The sequence below is a fragment of the Polyangium spumosum genome (assembly GCF_009649845.1).
Taxonomy (GTDB): domain Bacteria; phylum Myxococcota_A; class Polyangia; order Polyangiales; family Polyangiaceae; genus Polyangium; species Polyangium spumosum.
Map to the genome: position 1 here is coordinate 589,997 of NZ_WJIE01000003.1, position 22,179 is coordinate 612,175.

At 70.0% G+C, this 22,179-nt stretch carries 16 protein-coding genes; 7 read left to right on the forward strand and 9 right to left on the reverse strand.

Annotation, left to right across the window (positions count from 1 at the left end; translation table 11 throughout):
* Positions 1 to 6: 6 nt before the first annotated feature.
* From GF068_RS12470 to GF068_RS12485, 4 genes are read right to left on the reverse strand one after another with little or no spacing between them, the layout of a single operon-like run.
* A complete protein-coding gene (locus GF068_RS12470) occupies positions 7 to 567 on the reverse strand; it encodes a peptidylprolyl isomerase (RefSeq protein WP_153819570.1) in 561 nt (186 codons plus the stop codon).
* On the reverse strand, positions 564 to 2,747 hold the full coding sequence (locus GF068_RS12475; protein ID WP_153819571.1) for a hypothetical protein: 2,184 nt from the start codon (positions 2,745 to 2,747) through the stop codon (positions 564 to 566). Before GF068_RS12475 ends, GF068_RS12470 begins: the two co-directional genes overlap by 4 nt.
* On the reverse strand, positions 2,744 to 3,613 hold the full coding sequence (locus GF068_RS12480; protein ID WP_153819572.1) for a PHP domain-containing protein: 870 nt from the start codon (positions 3,611 to 3,613) through the stop codon (positions 2,744 to 2,746). Before GF068_RS12480 ends, GF068_RS12475 begins: the two co-directional genes overlap by 4 nt.
* The gene (locus GF068_RS12485) at positions 3,613 to 4,731 is read right to left on the reverse strand and encodes a hypothetical protein (RefSeq protein WP_153819573.1); all 1,119 of its coding nucleotides are present in this window, start codon (positions 4,729 to 4,731) and stop codon (positions 3,613 to 3,615) included. The genes GF068_RS12480 and GF068_RS12485 overlap by 1 nt, the downstream gene beginning before the upstream one ends.
* A 24-nt stretch (positions 4,732 to 4,755) precedes the next feature.
* Between GF068_RS12485 and GF068_RS12490 the strand changes: the two genes are divergently transcribed.
* The 3 genes from GF068_RS12490 to GF068_RS12500 all read left to right on the forward strand — a co-directional run bounded on the left by GF068_RS12490 (position 4,756) and on the right by GF068_RS12500 (position 8,672).
* A complete protein-coding gene (locus tag GF068_RS12490; protein ID WP_153819574.1) occupies positions 4,756 to 6,732 on the forward strand; it encodes an alpha-amylase family glycosyl hydrolase in 1,977 nt (658 codons plus the stop codon).
* An 87-nt stretch (positions 6,733 to 6,819) separates the two neighbouring features.
* On the forward strand, positions 6,820 to 7,449 hold the full coding sequence (locus GF068_RS12495) for a hypothetical protein (RefSeq protein ID WP_153819575.1): 630 nt from the start codon (positions 6,820 to 6,822) through the stop codon (positions 7,447 to 7,449).
* Positions 7,446 to 8,672: a YncE family protein gene (locus GF068_RS12500; RefSeq protein WP_153819576.1), complete on the forward strand. Its 1,227-nt coding sequence runs from the start codon at positions 7,446 to 7,448 to the stop codon at positions 8,670 to 8,672. Before GF068_RS12495 ends, GF068_RS12500 begins: the two co-directional genes overlap by 4 nt.
* Here GF068_RS12500 and GF068_RS12505 read toward each other — a convergent pair.
* Complete coding sequence (locus GF068_RS12505) at positions 8,669 to 9,409, reverse strand: c-type cytochrome (protein ID WP_240806837.1); 741 nt, start codon at positions 9,407 to 9,409, stop codon at positions 8,669 to 8,671. The genes GF068_RS12500 and GF068_RS12505 overlap by 4 nt on opposite strands.
* 68 nt (positions 9,410 to 9,477) lie before the next feature.
* Here GF068_RS12505 and GF068_RS47000 point away from each other — a divergent pair, with 68 nt between their 5' ends.
* Positions 9,478 to 10,272, forward strand: a complete 795-nt coding sequence (locus tag GF068_RS47000) for a phosphatidylethanolamine N-methyltransferase family domain-containing protein (RefSeq protein WP_206079459.1) — start codon at positions 9,478 to 9,480, stop codon at positions 10,270 to 10,272.
* On the opposite strand, the gene GF068_RS12515 is transcribed toward GF068_RS47000, so the two are convergent.
* The 3 genes from GF068_RS12515 to GF068_RS12525 form a co-directional block, all read right to left on the reverse strand.
* Positions 10,262 to 11,632, reverse strand: a complete 1,371-nt coding sequence (locus GF068_RS12515; protein WP_153819578.1) for an FAD-dependent oxidoreductase — start codon at positions 11,630 to 11,632, stop codon at positions 10,262 to 10,264. The genes GF068_RS47000 and GF068_RS12515 overlap by 11 nt on opposite strands.
* Positions 11,629 to 13,647 (reverse strand): LodA/GoxA family CTQ-dependent oxidase, encoded by a 2,019-nt coding sequence (locus GF068_RS12520; RefSeq protein WP_153819579.1) that lies wholly within the window; start codon positions 13,645 to 13,647, stop codon positions 11,629 to 11,631. The genes GF068_RS12515 and GF068_RS12520 overlap by 4 nt, the downstream gene beginning before the upstream one ends.
* Before the next feature lie 128 nt (positions 13,648 to 13,775).
* Positions 13,776 to 14,441, reverse strand: coding sequence for a hypothetical protein (locus tag GF068_RS12525; protein ID WP_153819580.1), 666 nt, complete (start codon positions 14,439 to 14,441; stop codon positions 13,776 to 13,778).
* Between the two features lie 346 nt (positions 14,442 to 14,787).
* Between GF068_RS12525 and GF068_RS12530 the strand changes: the two genes are divergently transcribed.
* The 3 genes from GF068_RS12530 (at position 14,788) to GF068_RS12540 (ending at position 20,185) form a co-directional block, all read left to right on the forward strand.
* Complete coding sequence (locus GF068_RS12530; protein ID WP_153819581.1) at positions 14,788 to 16,974, forward strand: S9 family peptidase; 2,187 nt, start codon at positions 14,788 to 14,790, stop codon at positions 16,972 to 16,974.
* Between the two features lie 113 nt (positions 16,975 to 17,087).
* Positions 17,088 to 19,082 (forward strand): TonB-dependent receptor plug domain-containing protein, encoded by a 1,995-nt coding sequence (locus GF068_RS12535; RefSeq protein WP_153819582.1) that lies wholly within the window; start codon positions 17,088 to 17,090, stop codon positions 19,080 to 19,082.
* A complete protein-coding gene (locus GF068_RS12540; RefSeq protein WP_153819583.1) occupies positions 19,079 to 20,185 on the forward strand; it encodes an HmuY family protein in 1,107 nt (368 codons plus the stop codon). Before GF068_RS12535 ends, GF068_RS12540 begins: the two co-directional genes overlap by 4 nt.
* Positions 20,186 to 20,200: 15 nt before the next feature.
* On the opposite strand, the gene GF068_RS12545 is transcribed toward GF068_RS12540, so the two are convergent.
* Complete coding sequence (locus GF068_RS12545; RefSeq protein WP_153819584.1) at positions 20,201 to 22,105, reverse strand: serine hydrolase domain-containing protein; 1,905 nt, start codon at positions 22,103 to 22,105, stop codon at positions 20,201 to 20,203.
* Between the last annotated feature and the right edge of the window lie 74 nt (positions 22,106 to 22,179).

Genomic DNA, 22,179 nt, shown 5'->3' on the forward strand with positions numbered 1-22,179 from the left:
AGCCGCTCACTCCGTCCGGAAGATCAAGTGGAACCCGAAATCGGTCTCCACGACGTCGCTCATCTGGTTCACCGAGAGCTCGAAGGCCGCGTCGGCGAAGGGCTTCACCACGTCGGCGCGCTCGACCGCCCCGATCGAACCGCCGCGCGACGCCGCGCCGGGCTCCTCGCTGTATTGCTTCACCATCTCGTCGAAATCGGCGCCCTCCTTGGCCAGCTTGTCGCGCGCCTCGAGCGCCCGCAGGCAGGCCTCCTCGCGGCTGCGCGTGATCGACGCGTCCGCGTTCTTCGCGCCTTTGTATTTCACGAGGATGTGCCTGACCGTCACCTTCGGCGGCTCGCCGCTGAACTTCGCGCGCTTGGCGTTTGCCGTCGCAATACACAACGCAACCTTCTCCGCGTCCGGCCCGGCCGCCGCCGCTTCCCCGCCCGCCTCGGGCTTCGGGGCCTCTGGGGCCGGCTCGGGCGCCTTCTCCACCGGCGCCTTCGGCTCGGGCGCGGCGCCGCCACACGCCGCGAGCAGCGCCGCGGCGAAGAGCGACACGAGGACGGATCGTGTTGTCTTCATGATTCCTTGTCTCCTTCCGTATCCACAGGCGCCTCCGCCTTCGCCGGGCCCTCCGCGGGCGCCGCCGCCGCGCGGTCCAGCCGCTCGCGCAGCCGCCGATATCCATCCGTGATGCGCCGTCGATGCGCGCTCACCACGACCACGAGCCCCACGAGCCACAACACCGCGATCGGCGCCACGGCCGTGTCCGTCACGTACACCAAGGTCGGCTTGAAGGGCCGCTCCTTCGTCACGAGCTCGCGGCTCGCGGACATCGAATGCCGATAGGCCGGCAGCGGCAGCGGCACCGGCGTCACGCCCTCGAGCACCCCGCCGCCTTTGCCCATCCACCCATTGCCCAGCCGATCGTCGGCGAGCTTCAGGTCCCCCGCCGACGGCGCGGGCGCGGCCGATCGCTGCTGCGGCGGCTCGTAGTTGAGGTCCGACGATTTCATCGGCGACCGCGAGCTCATCGCGGCGAGGCCCACGAGCCCCACGAGCCCGAGCCCGCCCACGAGCACGATCGTCGCCGCCACCCGCGCCGCGCCCTTCGCGAAGACGCCCACGAGCCATATCAAGCCCCAGAGCCCGAGCGCGATGAGCGAAAGGACGAACCCCGGCTGCCACAGGAACCATAACGACGCGAGCACGATCCCCCCGAGGATCCGCAGCGTCCTGAGTCGCCCGGGGCTCGTCCCCGGCCCCGGCCGCACCGCGGCCATCCCGGCCCCGAAGCCGATGCCCGCGACCAGGAGATCGCTGCCCTTCACCGCCCATTTCGGACGATCTCCGCCGAGCAGCGCCAAGGGAAACACGCCCGCGGGCAAACCCACGTTGAGGTCCACCCGGCTCGCCGTCAATGCATACGACGGCATCGGCACCGTCACCGTCCCGAAGAGGGGCTTCAGGCCCGTCTGCGACAGGGATTGCACCTGCACCATCTGGCTGCCCGTCCGGAGCGGCACCAGGATCTCCTCCGCGTCCGCGCCCTGCCGCATGATCCGCTCCGCCTTCCCCCCCGTCGAGAGGAAGATCGGCCGGCCCGAGGGCGCGTACGCGAGGTAATCGACGCCGTTGTTCTCGTAGTTGACGTGATCCTGCGAGACCACGTCCCCACGCGCCGTGATCACGACCGTCCGCTGGTGCGATTGCACCACCGCCGCCAGCGCGTCCACCGCCGCGAGCGACGTCACGGACGCCTCCATCTTCTGGCCTTTTTGCACCAGAAAGAGCCGCGACGTCGGCTGCGTCCGCGGAATGGGCGACTCCGCCGAGTCCACCTGCCGCGCGTCCCCCGAGACGGTCACCCGATGCTCCGGATCACTCTCGAGGAGCCACCACTCGTATCCCGACCGCGCGTCCGGCGTGATCGACGCGAGCTTCGCGAGCGTGCCCGTGATCGTCATCTCCGCCGTCCGGCCCGACGTCGGCAAGACGAGCTCGTCCCCCTCGACCCGGAACCCCGCCGCGCCCGTCACGTCGAGCACCTTCTCGCCGAAAGACAGCGGCAATCGCACGACCCCGAGGTCCGTCCCCGAGCGCATCACGAGCCGATATTCGAAGCTGATCTCGCGCCCCACCCGCACCGCGCGCGAGAGCTGGAAGACCGTGGGCCCCGCCTCGACGGCCTTGTCCTGCCGGTTCAGGTGGATCGTCGTCCCCAGGAGCCCGGACAAACGCGCGCCTTCGACCACCGCCCCCGAGGCGAGGTTCGCCTCCAGCGTGTTCAATGGCCCGGGGATCTGCAGCGTCAGATCGGTCCCGAGCGTCATCTTCCCTTTGAGCACGAACCGCTTCGCCGACGTGTGCAGGAAGTACCGATCGCCCTCGAAGCCGATCGCCGCCTCCTTGTCGTTCTCCGTCACGCCTTCGAGCCGCACCTCCTTCGGCGGGCCGAACAGCGGCACGTCGACGGCCCCGTCCGCGAGCACCCGGCCCACGAGCTCGAATTCGAGCGGCCCCTCCCCCACCCGACCCGAGAGCGTGAGCCGCTCCAGCGCATAACACCGCGCCACGCACGACGGCCCCTTGCCCCGATCGGCGATCCATTTCGAGAGCGCGTCGAGCTCCCCCGCCCACCCGGCCGGGGCGGGCGCCGGCGCCGGTTTGTCCGGGCTCGGAGCCGCGGGCGGATCCGCCGCGAGCGCCGCGCCGGGCGCGAGCAGGACCGCCGCGGAGACGAGCGCGAACGAGCGCCTCAAGGAGCCGCGAGGATCGCCTCGATCGGCAGCGCTCGGCCCAGGATCCTCTCGATCGTCGAGACCGGCGTCCCCGCCGCGGGCCTCACGTACCGAGCATTTTGATGATCGTCCGAAGATGCCGTCCAGCATTTCTTGTGCTCCTCCGCGAACGCGCGGAACGACTCGGCCACCTCTGCTTTGTGGCGCGACGTATAAACCTCGATCCCGCTCGCCCGGAGGAGCACCGCGCGTGTCCGCTCCTTGTCGCGGTACCGCCCCGGGTGCGCCACCACGTCGAGCGCGCCGTCCTTTCGAATGCACTCGATCGCCTCCTCCGGCGTCCAGCCGAAGAGCTCCCGATCCTCCTCCCAGAACCGCACGTGGTGGTCGCGAAACGCCGCGAACAACGAGGTGCGAGAAGCGACGCGGTCCAGCATCGATTGCAACGCCGGAAAATCGACCGGCGCGAGCGCCTCGAGCTCCCCATCCGGATCGATCGCCCGGCGCTCCTCCTCCCGGAGCCCGTCCATCCAGCCGAGCACGAACGCCTTCCATTTCGCCTGCACCGCTTCGCCGCGCCGGAACAGCGCCGTTTGCCGGAGGAGGGGCAACGTCGCGAAGCGCGGCGGGAAGTACGCGAGCACGTGGAACTGCTCGGCGCGGTCCGTCCCGAAATGGAGGAACGACGTCACCTCCAGGGCCGGCAGGAACAGGAGGCCCGCCCCCGCCGCCGCCCGCGCGGCCCGCGGCACCGCGGCGAGCACGTCGTGATCGGCCACCGCGATCACCCGCATCCCGATCCCGCGACGAAAATCCACGTACGCCTCCGGCGTCGCGCGGCCGTCCGAGAAGAGCGTGTGCCCGTGCAGGTCCGTCGAGAGGAGCATCAGGGCAGGCTGTTCGTGATCGAGAACGAATAATTCGTGAAGGCCCCGTTCGGGTTGTCGTACTTGTCGGCCTTCAGCTCCTTCGCCCCGTCCGCGTACCATTTCGTGGCGTTCATGTACCCCGTGTAATCGGCGATGAGGTACGTCTTCACGTGCGTGTACATCATCATCCGCCGCGCCTTCGCGGGCACCTGGATCGTCCCCTCGTACGTCGTCCGCCCCCCGCCCACGAAGCGCGAGGTCGTGTTCGGCGCGAGCATCTCCTCGGGCCTCCATTCGAGGCCGTCGTCGAAATGCACCGCGTAGGCGACCTCGTGCTCGATCTTGCCGTAGATCGGGATCGTCGTCATCCCGAACCGGCTCGCGACCTGCGCCGTGCCGATCTGCGTGTCGATCAGCGATTTGTCGACCACCACGTCCGCCCGCCAGTCCGAGACCGCGACGAGGAGCTCCGACCCCGCGATCGGGTCGTCGCCCTCGACGATCCGGTTTCGCTTCGTCGACTGCACCGAATCCATGAACAGGCTCTTCTTCGGCAGCTCCCCGCCGAAGACCGCGAGCTTCGGCAGCTCCTCGGCCGGGATGCTCGCGCTCACGCCCCCGGGCGCGAGGTCCGTGATCACCACCGAGAACGTGAGCCAATCGGCCTTCGACGGCACGAAAAACGTCTTCGTGATCCCCTTGAGCCCGTACGGATCCGCGCCGCCGTAGCTCGCCACCTGCGCCTTCAGCGCCGCGATCGTGGCCGCCTTGTCGATCGCGTTCACCGTCACCGTCGCCGTGATCTGCTGCAGGCGCGCGAGATCGTTCGGCAGCGGCATCCCCGGGTAGAGCTTGTCCCAGAGCAGCCACACCGGCAGCTCCATCGAGAGCGCCTCGCCGGCGCGCAGGAACTCGTCCGTCGTCGAGGCGACGAGGTTCACGGTGAAGCTCCCGGGGAAGCCGTCGAGCGCGAGCCTGCCCGTGCCCGGCGCGAGCTCGTCCTCGGCCTCGGCGATCGGCCCCTCGGTATCGTCGAGCGGCTCGGCCACGCAGCCGGTCTGCGCCCCCGCGAGGGCGATGAGCCCCGAAGCCGCGGCGAAGCCCGTCCCTGCTTTTCGCACCCTCACCTTGATCATGGGCCGAGGGTAAGATGAAGCCACGTGCCGCGACAAGACCCGACCTCGAAGATCCTGCCCGCCTCCGATCAGCGCCCCGCCTCGTGGACCTTCCGCGGCGCCTTCCCCGGGATCGAGCCCGACGCGCCCGTCGAGCTCCTCGGCGAGGTCTCCGACTGGCAAACGGGCATCCCGCTCGCAGCGTCCGCGGGCGCGGATCCCGACGAGCGTATCGCGACGGCCTCGCTCGACCTCTCGACGTCCGTGTATTCGTACAAGCTCCGCGCCGGCGGCCGCTGGTCGCTCGACCTCGACAACCCTCGGACCCGCGCCCGCGACGGCATCCGGAACAGCGTCCTCTCCGTCGGCGGCGCGCCCGAGCCGCTCCTCTTCGCCCCCGCGCCGCCCTTCGTCGTCCGCGCAGCGGAGGGAGACCATTTCATCGTCTCCGCAGGCCTGCGCCGCGGACACGGCGAGCGCCTGCGTTTGTCCTGGCAGTCCGGCGACGAGGGCGGCGAGATCGACATGCCGCCCCTCGCCGAGGAGGACGAGCACCTGTTTTTCCGCGCCAAACTCCCCTGCTCGGCCCATCCCACCCGCCTCCGCTTCGAACCGGGCCCGAACGAGGCGTTCCTCGTGACGCTCGCCCCCGAAGACGACCTGCCTGCCTGGTGGAGAGACGCCGTCCTCTACACCATCTTCGTGGATCGTTTCGCCCCGCGCCCCGGCGCCCCCTGGGGCCACGATCCCGGCCCCGATCGCCCTGCCGGCGGCCACCTCGACGGCATTCGCGCCGCATTGCCTCGCCTCGCCGACCTCGGCGTCACCGTCCTTTACCTCACGCCCACCATCGTCGCCGCCTCCTGCCATCGGTACGACCTCGTCGATCCCCTCCGGATCGACCCGGCGATCGGCGGCGAGCCCGCCTTCGCCCGCCTCGTCGAGGCGGCGAGCGCCCGAGGCCTCCGGATCCTCGTCGACCTCGCCTTCTCCCACGCCGGCCGCGGCTTTCCGCCCTACGAGGACGTCCGCGCCCGCGGCCTCGACTCCCCGTTCGCGAAATGGTTTCTTTGGACAACCCCGCGCCGCGGCGCGCCCAGGCTGCGCCATTACGGCCGGCGCGAGGACGCCCCTCTGCTCGACCTCGATCACCCCGAGGTCCGGGCCCTCGTCCTCGAAGCCACCACCTGCTGGGCGAAACGCGGCGCCTCCGGCCTCCGCCTCGACATGGCCGCCGAGGTCCCCCTCGACCTCGCCGTCTCCATCCGACAGACATTTCGCCGCGACAAACCCGACGCCGTCGTCCTCGGCGAGCTCGTCCCCGCCCACGCCCACCGCTGGATCGGCCGCGGCGCGCTCGATTGCGCCGCCGATTTCGGCTTCCACGACGTGCTCGTCGATTTCCTCGCCAGACGCGTGATCCCCGCCGAGCTCGCGTCCCTCCGGCTCACCCTCCTCGAGCTCGATCGAGGCGCCCCGGGCGCCCGCTCGCTCCGGTTCGTCTCGACACACGACCACCCTCGCTTCGGGAGCATCACTCGAAAACACGGCGGCCCGTCCCGAACGGGCCTCCTCGGCCTTTTCGTCCTCCTCGCGTGGCCGGGCGTCCCTTCGCTTCTTTATGGCGAGGAGTACGACCTCTTCGCCGAGACCCCCAGGACAGAGCCCGAGGACGTCTGGCCCGATCGAATGCCCCTGCCGCGGACCCCGGATCCCGCGGCCACGCGCGCCTCCTCGCTCGTCCGGACGCTGCTCGCCCTCCGCGCCTCGCGCCCCGCCCTCCGCCGCGGCGCCGTGCACATCCTCTTCGCCGAGGGCGGCGTCTTCGTCTTTCGCCGCGAGCACGAGGGCGAGCGCATCGACGTCGCCGTCAATGTGGGAGGCCTCGTCGAGATCGACCTCGAAGACGACGAATTCCCCGGCGCCTCGCTCCTCTTCTGCCTCGGCGAGGCCCGGCTCTCCGGCCCCACGCTCACGCTCGCCACGAACGCCGCCGCTCTCGTGCTTCGCGCCCGCGGCTGAGCGCGCGGCCGCCTGACAGCCTCCGCCCGACGCGCTACACTGCTCGGCCTCGCGGCCTCATCCTCCACGGCCGCCGCGGAGCTTGCCATGAAAAACCTTATTCACCTTGCCCTTCCGATCCCGCTCGCCTCTTTGTCCCTCTACGCCTGCGACCACCACGACGAAGCGAACATCCCCGCGGGTTACGAGGACGTCGTGTACGGCGGCGCCGCCACCGACGAGGCGCTCGCCGCGCTCCTCACGGCCGTCGATCAGAGCCCGCCGGCGGACGTCCCCTCCCAGGCCCCCACGCTGGCCTCGCCCATGGCCGGCGAGCTGCCGGCCTCCACCATTCCCACATTTTCCTGGGCCGTCGGCGGCACGGCGCGCCGCGCCCCGGCGCCCCCGTCCCTCCTGCCCGCGGAGCGCCGCGACGAGCCCCTCCTCGCTCCGCTCGCCGCGCTCCTCGGCCCCGTCCGCGCGGCGCACGCCCACGGCACGCCCTTCACGGGGTATGCGACCTGGCTCGTCGTCTCGACCGACGCCGATCCCAAGCTCGCCCGCGTCTTCACGAGCGAGACCTCGTGGACGCCCTCGGAGTCGATATGGGCCCGCGTCACGGCGGCCAAGGCGCCCATCACGGTCGAGCTCACGGGCGCGCAGTTCGTCGACAACCGCATCGACATGGATGGCGGCCCCTTCCAGGGCAGCAAGACCACCTTTACGATTGCGCCATGATCACCACGCACCTCCGCGCCCTCGCCGGCGCCGCCCTGCTCGCCGTCCTGCCTGCGTGTGGGGAGGCCCCGATCGAATATCGATACGACCCGTTCGCGGGCGACGCATTCCCGGATCGCCGCGAGCCCGTCGCCGTCCCGCCGGGCGGCCTCGGGATCGTCACGGACAGCCTCTCGGATACCCTTTCGCTCATCGACCTCGGCACCGGCGAGAAGATCCGACGTGTCCCGGTCGGCCGTGATCCCGTGGGCCTCGACGGCCCCCACCACGTCACCGTCGACCCTGCGGGCCGCTTCGTCTACATCGGCCTCTCGTATCCCATCGTCGCGACCGGCGGCCCGCACGCCTCCCACGGCGCGAGCATCCAGCCCGGCTACGTCCAGAAGCTCTCGCTCGACGACTTCCGCATCCTCGGCCAGGTCCGCGTCGACGCGAACCCCGGCGAGATCGTGGCCTCGGACGACGGCCGCCGCGTCGTCGTCTCCCATTTCGACCTCCAGCGCGCCCTGAAAAACCCGGGCAACCTCGACAGGGCCCGCGCCACGATCGCCCTCGTCGACCCCGCCGCCGTCCTGCCCACGGGCTCGACCGATCCCGCGCGTATCACCACCTGCATCGCCCCGCACGGCATGGCCCTCTCGCGCCCCGACGGCGCCCGCGCTTATGTCGCGTGTTATGGCGAGGACGTCGTCGCCGTGGTCGACCTCGACAAACGCGAGGTCCTCGATCGGATCCCCGTCGACCCCTCCGGCGGCTCGATCGGCGACCCGCAATACGGCCCCTATTCGGCCATCCTCTCGCCCGACGGAAAGACCCTCGCGCTCGGCAACACGGTCTCGAAGGACGTCCGTTTCTTCGACGTCGAGGCGAACGCGATGGATCCCGCCCGCACGATCGACACGCTCGGCGCTCCGTTCTTCCCGGCCTTCTCCCCGGACGCGAAATACCTCTGGATCCCGATGCAATCGCCCGACGCGCTCGTCCTCTGGGACCTCGAAGCGGGCCAGGAGGTCACGCGCCGCGATTTCACGGCCGACGAATGCAAATGGCCCCACGTCGTCGAGCGGCTCGACGACACGCGGATCGCCCTCGTCTGCGAGGGTGATCACGTGGCGACGGGCAAGGTGCTCCTCCTCGACGCGATGACCCTCGAGACGAAAAACGAGGCGATCGTGGGCGTGTATCCCGACGCCCTCGCGCGTATCCCGGGCCCGGGGCTTTAAGGTAGCCCCAGAAACGCGAGCAGATCCCCCATCTGCTCGTCCGAGAGCACCTCCAGCGAAAATGGCGGCATCTGCCCGCCGTACCCGAGGAACCCGCCGTGCCGCGTCTTCTGCACGAAGACGAGCCTCCGCTGCTCCTCCGTGTACGCGCCGAGCGGGTGCTCGGCGAGCGTCTGATCCGGCAAGACCGGCGCCCGCGCGACGAGGCGGCCCGCGCCCGTCTTCACTTCGCCGTGGCAACTCTCGCAGGCGCGGCTGTACACGGACGCGCCCTTCGTCGCGTCGCCCGCGGGCACCTGGGTGACCTGCACGGGCACCGTGAACGGCCACTCCTTTTCGTCCTCCGGCCCGGCGGGCAGCGCGTCGAGGTACGCGAAGAGCGCCTGGGCCCGCTCCTCCTCCGCCGCCCAGGCCTTGCTCGACAGCATGAAATAATAGAGGCAATGGTTCATCGAGCGGAGCAGCTCGACCTCCATCCCGCCCCAGTACGAGGCCCGCCGCGTCACGCCCGCGAGCGGCGCGCCTGGCAGGATCGGCCCCTCGGCCGCGGGCTTCGAGGTCGGGTGGCAGGTCGCGCAGGAGAACGCATTCGCCGTCGTGCCCGTGATCGTCGGGTCCGAAAAGAGCGCCTCGCCGTGGTCCTCGGCCGAACCCTCGACGATCTCCGGCTCGGGCTCACAGGCGCAAACGAGCCCCGCGAGGAGCGAGGCCCCGAAGAGGAAAGACATCCGTCCCATGCGGCGCATCCTAGCGCCTCTCGTTCGCTTGTGCCCGCCGCGCAGGCTGTAGTATCAACCCGAAAACCGTGCTCACGTACACCGGCGACACAACCTACGACCTCGTCCTCTCGATCGCCCTCGCCTTTGCCCTCTTCGTCGCGGTCGCCGCGTGGTTCGTCCCCTCGCCTTATGGCCGCTTCGCGAGCCCCCGCCTCGGCGTCGCGCTCGATCCGCGCCTCGGCTGGTTCCTCATGGAGCTGCCCGCGACGCTCGTGTTCCTGTACTTCTTCCTCCGCGGCCCGCACCGCGGCGAGCTCGTCCCGCTCGTCTTCCTCGGGATGTGGCTCCTCCATTACGGAAACCGCGGCTTCTACTTTCCGCTCTCGATGCGCGTGCCGAGGGGCCAGCGCTCCACGTTCGGCCTGCTCGTCGTCGGCACCGGCGTCCTCGTCACGGCGATACACGGCTACCTCCACGCCGACTTCATCACCCGCCTCGGCCCACATTACGGCCCCGAATGGCTGAAGGACCCGCGGTTCCTCGCGGGTTTCGTCGTCTATTACATTTCGTTCATCCTGACCCTGCACTCGGATTCGATCCTCCGCAACCTCCGCAGCCGCGAGGAGGTCGCCTCGGGCGAACGTGTGTATCGTATCCCCCGCGGCGGCCTCTTCCGGTGGGTCACGAACCCGAGTTACCTGACCGAGCTCACGGGCTGGGCCGGTTTTGCGCTCTGCACGTGGTCGCTCGCCGGCGTCTTCATCTTCGCGATCAGCGCGGCGAACCTCGTGCCGCGTGCGTTCGCCACGCACGCCTGGTACAAGCAGAAGTTCCCCGATTACCCGCCCGAGCGCCGCGCCCTCGTCCCGTTCATCCTTTGACCTCGCCCGGCGCCTGCTCGTCCAGGATCCCCACCACGGCGAGCGCCTGGAGCCCCAGCAGCAGACGTCGATCCCCGAGCGGCGCCGCGGACCGGAGCGCGGCGAGCGCCTCGTGCGCGGGGCGCGGGGTCCGAAGAAAATCGAGCGTGGAGGCGAGCGCCTTCGGCGGCACGAGCGCCTCGATCGACGCGATGGCTCGCGGATCCGGCTCCCGTCCATTCCACTGCAAGATCACCCGCGGGTCGAGGGTGATCGGCGCGGATCTCCAGTCGAACGGCTGGCGCCGCTTCCAGAAGAGCGCCTCGGGAAAACGCGCCTCCATCTCGTGATAACGTGCGCGTCGATCCAGATGCCCCTCGAGAAAGGCCGCGACATCCGTGGCCGGCGCGGGCAAGACGTCCGCGCCCTCCACGAGCGCCCGATCGATGTCCGCCGCCGCCTCGATCGCCGAACGAATCCCTCGCGAAACGCCGTCTCCGGAAAGCGGATCCCCCGCGACGAGCGCGTCCCCGACCGCACACCACCGCGCACCGCGGCCCGGCACGAGCATCCCCGTATCGGCTCGCGCCACGCGCGGCGGCTCCTCGATCGTGCATCCTTCGAATAACCCCCGCACGTGTCTCGTCCGCTCGAGCGCAGCGCGAAATCGTTCCAGCGGCTCTGGCCGATACGCCGCGCCCACGAGGTCCGCGTCCGTGACCAGCACGAAAAGGAGCCGCTGCCCTGGCTGCGGCGCGACGTACCACCAGCCCTCCTCCGCCGATTCGATGAGCAATTCGGGCTCCACGTCCCGGCCCGCGGGGGGCGTCATCCGCAGGGCGATGGCAATGGCGCGATCACAAGCGACCCACCGCCGCACATGTGATCCCACCGCGCCCGCCGGCGCGCCGCGCCCTGTCGCGTCCACGAGGAACTTGCACCGAACCTCGACGCCCTCGCGCGCGTGCACGGAAACCCCCCACGGGGCCTCCTCGATCGTCGCGACGCCCATCTCCTCGCGGAGCACGGCCCCGTGCCGCGCCGCCGCGTCGGCGAGGATCACGTCGAACCGCACGCGGTCCACGAAAAACCCCTCGCCCAGCGGATGGACGATCGACGAGCGCGTGGCGAGCTCCTCCGAGCCCCAGGCCGAACGCACCCCTCGAAAGGGCACGACGGCCTCGGCCGTGAAATCGTTCCATACCCCGAGCTTTTGAAGGAGCGGCGCGATTTCAGGCCCGAACGTCTCGCCGACGCGCTGCCGCCCGAGCCGACCTCGTTCGAGGACGACCACGCTGCGGCCCCGCTCGGAGAGCGCAATCGCGGCGGCGAGCCCTGCCGGCCCGCCGCCGAGCACCACGACGTCGTGGACGCGCGTCACGGGATCTGCGGCGACCGCTCGGTCTCGATCTGCATGCCGCCTTGCTCCACGACGATCCCGAACTTGTACCAGTGCGCCGCCATGTCCTCCTTCGTCGATTCGCGGTTCCCGCCCTCGAACCGGTTCGTCGCGCGCGCCCAGGGCAGCCGCTTCGACGCGCTCGCCGAGGGATACACGTCATCCGGTCGCGTCGCGGGCCACCAGCCGTAGCTCCCCTCGTTCGCGCACTCGTTGAAATCCGCGTGCCAGGGCAGCGCCATTTGCCGCGTGAAATGCCCGGGGCCGATCTTCTGGTTTTCCCCGACGTACTGGCTCATCGCGTTCAGGTCGAGCCGGAAGGGCTCGATGAACAGCGCGGGATTGCGGATCTGCCAGCTCACCTCCATCCCCGGGAAAAACGCGCCGCCGTTGATCGACTCCAGGCTCGCCCGGTCGAGGCCGTGCGGCGTGATCACCACCGACTTCGAGGCGGGCGGCCCCGACGTGAACTTCCCCTGGCCCCAGTTGCGCACGAGCCCGTATTGCGTCCGCGTGACGGCGAGGCGATACACGGACCCGTTCGACTGCGGGTTGTACGGGTCGTCGCCGAGCATCCGCGGCATCCCGCCGGCGCCCGGGGGCCCCTCTGCGCCGAGCGCCGGCCGCATGCTCTTGAAGAAATCCCCGCGCATCTTCGCGTGTTTCGGGCTCGGATCCCCGAGGTTCGGCGAGACGAGCGTGTTGTGTTTGTCCGTGACCAGCGCCGTGACCCAGCGATAATCGAATCCACGCTCGTAGATGGGCCGGACCTCCTGATCGAAATCGGGCACGTACGACGGGAACTCCACGGGGCCGAGCGGATCGAACTGCGACGCCAGGATCGTCAGCTTGGCGAGCTCGCCGCCGCTCGTGTAGAGCGCGTTGTCCTCCGGGATCGGGAGCTGGCGCACGGCCATGTCGTAGAGGAGGTCGTAGGCCGTGGTCACGCTCGGCACGTTCGGCGCGAAATCGGGCGGGCCCACGATCACCCACGCGCCGCCGGCGTCGTCCACCGGCACGTCGATCGTCCCGCCATTGCCGTCGTCGATCGTCACGACCGCCGTGACCGGGCCGTCCGAAACGTCGTCGAACCAGCCGTCGTTGTTCGCGTACGAGGGCAGCTCGAGCGGGGCTTCCGTGACGTGGTTCGCCCGGCCTTTTCCGCCGAGCACGATGAGCCGCCCCTCGGCGTCGGTGCGGAGCTGGCCGAGGTAATCGATGACGGGCTCCGCGTTCGCCCCGATCGGACAGGCCTCCGAGGCCGGATCGCCGCTCGTCCCGGCGCGGAACTCCGTCGGCCCCTGCGACGATCCGCCGATCGTGCGGGCGCCGAAATCGATCTCCAGCGAACGCCGGTCCTGCACCGACGCATTGCGCAACGGCCCCGGCGGCGTCGACTCGCCGGCCAACCCGTAAAACTTGTGGAACGACGCCTTCTTGTTGGCGAGGTGCGCCTTCCAGGTGATCCCGAGCACGCCCGGCGTGGTCAGGTTCACCTCGCGGACCGGCGTCAGGCGGCCGTTGATCCACTGGTATTCGAAGATGCGAAACCGCGCGGCCTGGGGCTTGATCTTCCCGTCCACTTTGTAGGGGGGCGCGGTCGTGCCGGGCGGCGAGCCGAGCGGCGGCAGGCCGGGCACCTCCGGCCCAATGAAGAAGGTGTCGGGGTCGGCATTGCCCACGCGGGCGATTCCGATCGACGGGTGGATGCGGTAGACCGGCGCGCCTCCGTCGCCGGCGGCGAGGGCGCGGCGCCCGAACACGGCGGCGATCAGCCCAATGCTGCCGGCGAGGAAGCCGCGGCGCGACGGGTTCGCCGCGGCGTCGATCTGGTAAAGCTCATCCTGCGAGCCGTTCACCCCCAGCGTGCCGGCTTCGAGGGTCCCCCCGACGACAAACCCTTCGGGGGTGCCTCGCGCGGCCCTTTCGGTCGTCGGGGCCTCACTCGGCGGAGGTAGGTCGATGGAGCGTACGGAGTCGACGTTGGGTTCGGCCATTCGAAAAGGCTACAGCCCTCCTTTCTCGCCCGTCAATCCGGGATCGAGCGAGGAGCGCCGCGCCAATCTTGTGACGGTCAATGCGATGCGGCGGGAGCTGGCCGTTCGGCGTGGAATTTTGCGGCGGGTCAGAAATACGGCCGGAAGAGCACCATCCCGAAGGGCGCGGTGGTGTAGTTGCCTCCGCCGAACGTCTGCGCCTGGGCGCCGGCTTCGAGGGCGACGCCGACGACGTCGACGATCCGGAGCCGATACCCGAGCCGCCCCGCGCCGCCGAAGCCGTAGGTCGAGTCGACCCCCCAGAGCCACGCGAGCCCCGCCGTGGCGCCGATGTAAAGGCCGTCCTTGCCAAAGGGGGTGAACTCGACGCGGGGTCCGAGCGTGCCGAATATCGCCGTCGTGTCCTTCACCCAACCGCCGACGGGGTGCTGGCAATCCGAGCAGCCGGCTTGCGGCGCGAGGCCCGGGTCGAACTCCGAGAAGGGCCCGGCGCGCCCCATGTCCTTCTCGATGCTGAGCAGCTCGAAGCCGATCATGAGCTTGTCGTTCACGCTGTAGCCCGCGTGCAGGCCGAGCGTCGCGGCCATGTACTGCGTGGGGATCACGGACGACACGCGCACCGTCTGGTAGGCGACGCCGCCCGAGAGACCGACGTGGAACGGGCGGGGCTTCGCGGGCACGACCGGCGCGTCCGGAGCCGGCTCCTCGGCGCTCGCGGCGGAGGCCGTCACGAGGGTCGCGAGGAGCGCGAGTGTCGAGGCGAGGAAACGGGGATTCGAGGGGGAGATTCGCATGCAGTTACCTGACCTGTACCGCGGGGTCCTCTTCGGGGACGCGCATCCTGGCCGTCCCCTGGCTTCGTCCGGTCGAACGGCAATGAACGTGCCCGACCCCCGAGGCGCCAGAACGCCCCGGGAACGACCCGAGACCCTGCTCCCGGTTGCGCAAATTGTGAAGCACGTGTTGCGCAATTCGCGCAAGCCCCTCCCGCGCCCGTTGCGCAATCCGGTGAGACCGTGGCTGGCATCACATCCGCTCACGTTCGGCCTGACGTGTCGTCTGCCTGGGCGTGGTCGCTCGCGTGGTTTTTCCCGCGGCGATGGTATACGTTGCGCGCCACTCTCCCGGGAAGAAACCACGATGTCCCCTTCTGAAATCGACGCCCCGCTGGCCCAGGCCGCCCAGGGCACGCTCGCCGCGGAAGAGGTCGCCCGCCACCCGCTGCCTGGCATGGCGATCCCCGATCAGGTGGCGTTCAGCCCCGACGATCGCCTGATCACCTACCTCCGGAGCCCCGAGCGCAGCCTCGTGCGGCAGCTCTTCGTCTTCGATCCGGCGACGGGAGAGGAGAAGCTCTTCGTCTCGCCGCCCGACGGCGGCACCACGGAGGAGAACGTCTCGCTCGCGGAGGCGCTGCGGCGCGAGCGGCTGCGCCAGCGGGAGATCGGCGTCACCACGTACACCTGGGCCACGCGGGCGAGCCGCGTGCTCGTGCCCATCAAAGGCGAGCTTTACGTGCAAGACGGGCCCGGCGCCCCGCTTCGCAAGCTCGTCGCGGCCGGCGGCGCGCCGATCCTCGACCCGCAGCTCTCGCCCGACGGCGCGGCGGTCGCGTTCGTCCGCGACGCGGAGCTCCACGTGGTCGACGCGCGGGGCGGCGAGCCGCGGCAGATCACCTCGGGCGCGCGGGGCACGGGCAAGACGCACGGCCTCGCCGAATTCGTCGCGCAGGAGGAGATGTCGCGGCACCACGGGTACTGGTGGTCGACCGACGGGAAATGGCTCGCGTTCACCGAGGTCGACGAGACCCATATCCCCATTTATCGTATCGTCCACCAGGGCAAGGCCCAGGTCGGCGCCGAGGCGGAGGAGGACCACCATTACCCCTTCGCGGGCCGGGAGAACGCCCGCGTGCGCCTCGGCGTCGTCTCCGCGTCGGGCGGCGAGCCCGTCTGGATGGATACCTCGTACGGCGAGGAGGTGTACCTCGCCCGCGTCCATTGGCTCTCGGGCGGCAGGCTCGCGGCCGAGCTCCAGAATCGGGCCCAGACCTGGCTCGAGCTCGTGGTCTTCGACCTCGCGACGGGCGCGCGCAGGCGCCTCTTGCGCGAGGAGACGAGCGTCTGGATCAACCTGCACGACCTCCTGCGCCCGCTCGCGGACGGCGGCTTTGTATGGGCCTCGGAGCGGACGGGGTACCGGCACCTGTATCGATACGACCGCGACGGGAACCTCGTCGCCGCGCTGACGAGCGGGGCGTGGATGGTCGACGACGTCCGCGGCGTCGACGAGAAGAACGGGATCGTCTATTTCACGGCCACGGCCGCGGACCCGCGCGAGAGCCACCTCCATGCCGTGCCCCTCGGCGGCGGCGAGATGCGGCGCATCACCACCGAGCCTGGGATCCACGCGGTCACCTGCGATCATGCGTGCAAGCGATTCGTCGACGTGTATCACGCGACAAACCGCCCCCCCACGGTGAAGCTCCGGTCGATCGAGGACGGGGCCGTGCTCGCCACGATTCACGACGAGACGGATCCTCGTATCGAGGCGCTCGGGCTCACGCCGCCCGAGCTCGTCTCCCTCACCTCGCGTGACGGCGAGACGCTCTACGGCGCGCTCTATCGCCCCCCGGCGCATTTCGGCAAGGGGCCCTTCCCGACGATCGTCTACGTGTATGGCGGTCCGCACGTACAGCTCGTGACGAACGGCTGGAACATGACCGTCACCATGCGCCCGCAATGGCTGCGCAGCCTCGGGTATCTCGTGTTCATGCTCGACAACCGCGGCAGCGCGCGGCGCGGGCTCTCCTTCGAGGGCGCGATCAAGCACCGCATGGGCTCGGTCGAGGTCGACGATCAGGTCGATGGCGTGCGCTTCCTCGTCGCGAACGGGCTCGCGGATCCGGCGCGCGTCGGCGTGTATGGCTGGAGCTACGGCGGCTACATGGCCGCGATGTGCCTCGCGCGCGCGCCCGAGACCTTCAAGGTCGCCGTCTCCGGCGCGCCCGTCACGCACTGGGACGGCTACGACACCCATTACACCGAGCGTTACATGGGCACGCCGTCCGAGAACCCGCGCGGCTACGAGGAGAGCAGCGTGATGCGCCACGTCGAGGGCATCCGCGGCAAGCTCATGCTCGTGCACGGCCTCATCGACGAGAATGTTCATTTCCGACACACGGCGCGCCTCGTCAACGCCATGATCGGCGCCCGCAAGCCCTACGACCTCCTGCTCTTCCCCGACGAGCGCCACATGCCCCGCAGGCCCGCCGATCGGATCTACATGGAAGAGCTCATCCGCGACTACTTCGTTCGCAACCTCTGAGTTGTACTTCACAAACGAGGGACGCAGACACCCACGTCGACGGGTGACTTGCGCTTCTTCTTGACATCTCGGTCTTCCCTTTCTAGAACTTGAAAGTCACTTTCATCTACGCGATGAGACTTTCAACCCTGCGCCTCCTCGTTCTCGGGGCCTCGCTGCTGCCTGCGGCGGCGGCGCGCGCCGAGGCGCCGGCTCCGGGCGGCGACGAGAAGGAGACCGAGGTCGTCGTCACGGGGACGCGCACGCCCGAGCAGAGCCAGCGGTCCACCGTGCGTGTCGACGTGGTCACCCGCGAGGAGGCCGAGCGGCGCGGCGCGACGAACGTGGCCGAGGCCATCGCGGGGCAGCCCGGCGTCCAGATCAACCCGGCGGCCTACGGCGACATCGGCAACCCGAGCGCCATCCAGATCCAGGGCCTCGACCGGCAACGCGTGCTCATCCTCGAGGACGGCGAGCGCGTCATCGGCGACGTCGGCGGCGCGATCGACCTCTCCCGCATGCCCCTCTCGGACGTCGCACGCGTCGAGGTCGTCGCGGGGCCGATGAGCTCGCTTTATGGCACGAGCGCCATCGGCGGCGTCGTCAATGTCGTCACGGGACAACCTCTCGCGCCGGGCTTCAGCGGGCGGGCCCGGCTCGAGGGCCGGAGTCGCCGCGGCGTGATCGCGCAGGGGAATGCCTCCTGGCGGGGCGAGCGGGCGTGGGCCACGCTCGACGGCAATTTCTTCCGCACGGACGGCGTCTCGCTGCTCGAAGATTCGGTCGACCTCGCGATGCCCTCCCGATTGCAGGGAATGCTGGGGCTCCGGGTCGGCGGTAAGCTCGGGCGCCGCATGCGCCTCCAGGGCCGCATGCGCTGGATCCACGACGCCTCCGAGGGCCGGCAGAGCCAGGTCGTCCCGGGCCTCGGGACCTACCGGATCGACCTGCCGCAACGCACGGATCGATTCACGCTCCACCTCGTCGAGCTCGTCGAGCTCGGGCGTGGATCGAGCCTGCGCCTCGCGCTCGGGCAACAATGGGCGTTCGACACGACCCGGAAAGACCGATTCGAGTCCCCGCTCGACGAGTCCCGCGACCGGAGGGCCTCGCTCTCCAGCCTGGAGGCGACGGGCACGTTCGCCGACGGCCGGAGGACGTGGGTCGTGGGCATGCGGGCCGAGGTGGAGAAGCTCTCGCAATCGCTGACGAAGGTGGAGCTCGTCGGCGGCGACGTGCAATCACGCACCGCCGACGAGCTCGTCCCCGTCACGCTCGGCAGCGTCGCCGGTTATGCCCAGCTCGGCTGGAGGCTCCTCGATTCGCTCACGCTGCTCGCGGGCGGCCGCGCCGAGATGCACCTGCGTTATGGCGGGGTCGCCGTCCCGCGGCTCGCGCTCGCGTACCAGCCGACGGAGAACGTGACCGTCCGGGCCTCGGTCGGGCGCGGGTTTCGCGCGCCCGCGGCGAAGGAGATCGGGTTCGCCTTCGATCACGGCGCGCTCGGGTATCGTGTGCTCGGCAATCCGGATCTCGGCCCGGAGACGTCGTGGGGCACGAGCGGGGACGTGAGCTTCAAATCCAGGGCGGGCCTGCTCTTGCGCGGCAGCGTCTTCGCGAACTGGATCGACGGCCTCATCGACATCGACATCCGGCCCGCCGCGAGCCAGGGCGGCGTCGACGATTACACCTACCGCAACATCGGCCGCGCGCGCACGTTCGGCGCGCAGATCGACGGCGCCGTCACGCTCTCCCGCGTCCTTCGCGCCGAGGCGGGGTATTCGTATCTATGGACGCGGGACGACGAGAACCTGCGCCCGCTCGAAGGGCGCCCGCCGCACACCGTGGTGACGGCGCTCCGGGCCGAGCTCCCGCTCCGGATCGAGCTCGTGCTCCGGTATCGAATGGTCACCGACGCCTTCCTCGACGAGGGCCTGCGTACGCCTGGTTTCCAGACGATCGACGCGCGGATCGCCCGCCCCGTCGTCGGCGGCTTCCGCGCTTATGCCGGCGTGCTCAATGCGCTCGGCGTGCAAAAAGATCCCGGCCGGCTGGGCGACCAGCGGCCCGTGCAGGGGCGAACCCTTTATCTAGGCCTCACGGCCGACCTTCCCGCGGAGGAACCATGAATCGATCCCTTTTTGCCGCGTCTCTTCTCTTCGTCCTTTGCGCCTGCAGCGAGGAGGTGGGCAAACCCCCGACCACCGTCGATCCACGAGATGGCGACCCCGGCGCGACGCTCGAGGTCCCCGTGCCCGCCGAAGGGCGCGTGTTCGTGTCGCTCGAAAACCCCGAAATCGTCACGCCCGCAGACGACGGCTCGTCCTCGTCAGACTGGGACCTCGCGTTCGAGAAATACGACGTCTTCACGAACAGCGGCGCGTCCGGGCCCGGGGAGGGCGGGGCGTTCGGGCCGCTCGACGCTTCGACCTACGACGAGGGGATCGCGCCGGCGATCCCCTTCCTGACGAAGGACGAATCGGGCGGCGCGTTCCGCGATTTCTGGGCGTACGACCCGACCGCCCACGTGCTCTGGGTGCGTTATCACGTCTTCGGCGTGCGCGACGGTGACAAGCAGTGGAAGGTGCAGATCCTCGGGTATTACGCCGAGCAACAAGGCGCGCCCGTGGCTGCGATCTACCGGCTGCGCTGGGCCGAGGTGACGTCCGCCGGCGTGGGCGCCACGCAATCGCTCGCAGACCTCGACGGGACCGCGGGAGGCTCGCAGGCGCCCGAGGACGTGGCCAGCGAATGCATCGATCTCGGCACGGGCGCGCGCACGAAACATACACCTGCCGAGGCGCTCGCGGCGAACGACTGGCATCTCTGCTTCCGCCGCGCCTCGATCCGCGTCAATGGCGAGCTCGGCGGCCCGCGCGGGGTGACCGCGGTCGATCTGCACGCGAGCGAGACAAAAGGCGAGACGCTCGACGTCGTGAAGACGCGCACGGACGAGACGGAGCTCGCGCGGTTCGACGCGATCGGATATGCCGAGATGTCCGATCCCAAGCTCGTATGGCGCGGCGATCGGGTCTTCAGCGCCTTCACGGAGTACTGGCTCGATCGGGAGGCGAGCGCGCCCGCGCCGGCGAATTTCTCGTGGCTCGTGCAGTCGGCCGCGGACGGCGCTTCGCGATATCTCCTGGTGTTCGACCGATTCGACGGCGCGACCGCGGACGGGCCCGGCAAGATCGTCCTGCGCGTCAAGCCCGAGGGGCTCCCGCAAGAGTAGCTTCGGGCCGCGGGCCTACTGCGCGCACCTTCCGGCCTCGCCGGGCACGGCGAAGAATCGCGCGGCGTCGAGCTTCTCCGCGCCTGCTCTCCGCGTGATCTCCACGGCCACCGGGTATCTCTCGCACGAGAGGCGGAAGCTCGCCCGCGTCGCGCCGTCGCCCGCGATCGGCTCACCGATCTGGCAGGCCCCGCGGACCTCCTTCAATCGGGTGAGCGACGCCTTCATCTGCCCGAGGTCCACCCCCTCGTCGAAGAGCTCGGCCGCCGCCGCGTCGTCCCATCGATGCAGGAGCCGGACGAGTTTGTCGCCGCCGGAGGCGAGCGCGCTCGGCGGCGGCAGGACGCCGTGAAACTCGAGGTGCTGGATTCGCGGCGGCCTGGTCGGCGCCAGCGTGAGCGACACGCCGATGAACCCGCGCTCGCAGCCGAGACGGAGCGCGCCTCGGAGCGCGTTCTCCGCCACGATCGTCCCCTCCTCCCGGCAAGCGCCGTGCGCCGCGCGGAGCGCGTCGAGCTCGGCCTTCCACGACTCGCGTGGTTTGTCGAGCCAGAGCGAATCCGCGAATACGCGGTCCGCCTCCGCGTCGCTCCATCTCGCGACGAGCCCGACCGCCGCCTCCTTCGCGGCCACGAGCGCCGCCGAGGGAACGAAGGCGCGCGGCACGAGCGCGCCCGTCGCGTGCAGGCGCCGGAGCACCTCCCGCGCGACCCGCCACATGGGCGCGTACGTGAGATTGGACAGGGCGATCACGCCGACGCCGTGGTCCGGGAGCCATTGCATGACCGAACCATACCCGGGCAAACCCCCCGTGTGCCCGACCCCTCGCGCGAGATCGCACGTCTCGAAGGTCCCGAGCCCGAAGGTGTATCCCGCGGCGCGCACGGACGGCGGCTCGTCCCCGAGCCCCGGCGAGGCCCAGAGCCCCGTCGCGCGGCCGATCGAGTGCATCTCGCGCAGCGTGCTCCTCCGGACCGGCCCTGCCTCCCGCTCGTCGCGCGGAGGCCACGCCGAGAGGTGAAATGCCACGTACCGCGCCATGTCGGCGAGCGACGCATGCAGCCCGCCCATGGCCCCGAACGCCCCGTGCGGCAGGCTCGGCTCCGGCGCCAGCTTTTCGCCCTCCCTCCGATACCCCCGCGCGACGCGGCCTTTCTCGACCATCCGCTCGTCGAGCGCCGTGTGGTTCATCCCGAGCGGCGCGAGGATCCGCGTCCGCAGGTAATCCGCATACTCCATCCCCGAGGCGTTCGTGACGATACGCCCGAGGATCGCGAAGCCGAGGTTCGAATACTCGAACGTCGAGCCGGGGGACGTCGAGAAGGGCAAACCTTCACGCAGCAATCGGGAAAACTCGGCCTCGGGCATGCCGAGCTGCCGGTCGCCCCAGGGGTTGTCCTCGGGGAACCCGGCGCCGTGGCCGAGGAGGTTCCTTATCGTGATCGGCGCCGCGTCGCGCGTGGGATATGCGAGGTTCGCGAGCTCGGGGACGTATTTCGCGGCCGGATCGTCGAGCGAGAGCTTGCCCTCGTCCCGGAGCCGCAAGATGGCGAGCGCCGTGAAGCTCTTCGTCATCGACGCGATACGGAACACCGAGTCCCGATCGACGGGCGTCTTCGCCTCGACGTCGGCCAGGCCGAACCCCTTGGCAAACACGAGCTCGCCGTCGATCACGATCCCCACGGCCACGCCGGGCAAACCCCGAAGGGTCATCTCGTCCGCGACGTACTTCTCGATCCCGGGAAATGCCGCCGCGAGCTTCTCTTTGCGCTGCGGATCGACGAACACCGGCGGCTGCATCACCTGGCGCGCGAACAGCATGTCGGGGCCCTCGGCCTTCGCGACGTCGGGCGGCTTCGGGGATCCACACCCCGAAGCGAGGAGCAGAGCGAGGGGAACAATGCGGCGGACGAGCACCATGGCGGGCGCATCTTTGCCCAGCCCGCGCGGCCGTGACAACGAAAAAGCCGCTTTACGCCGGACGGCGCCCGACG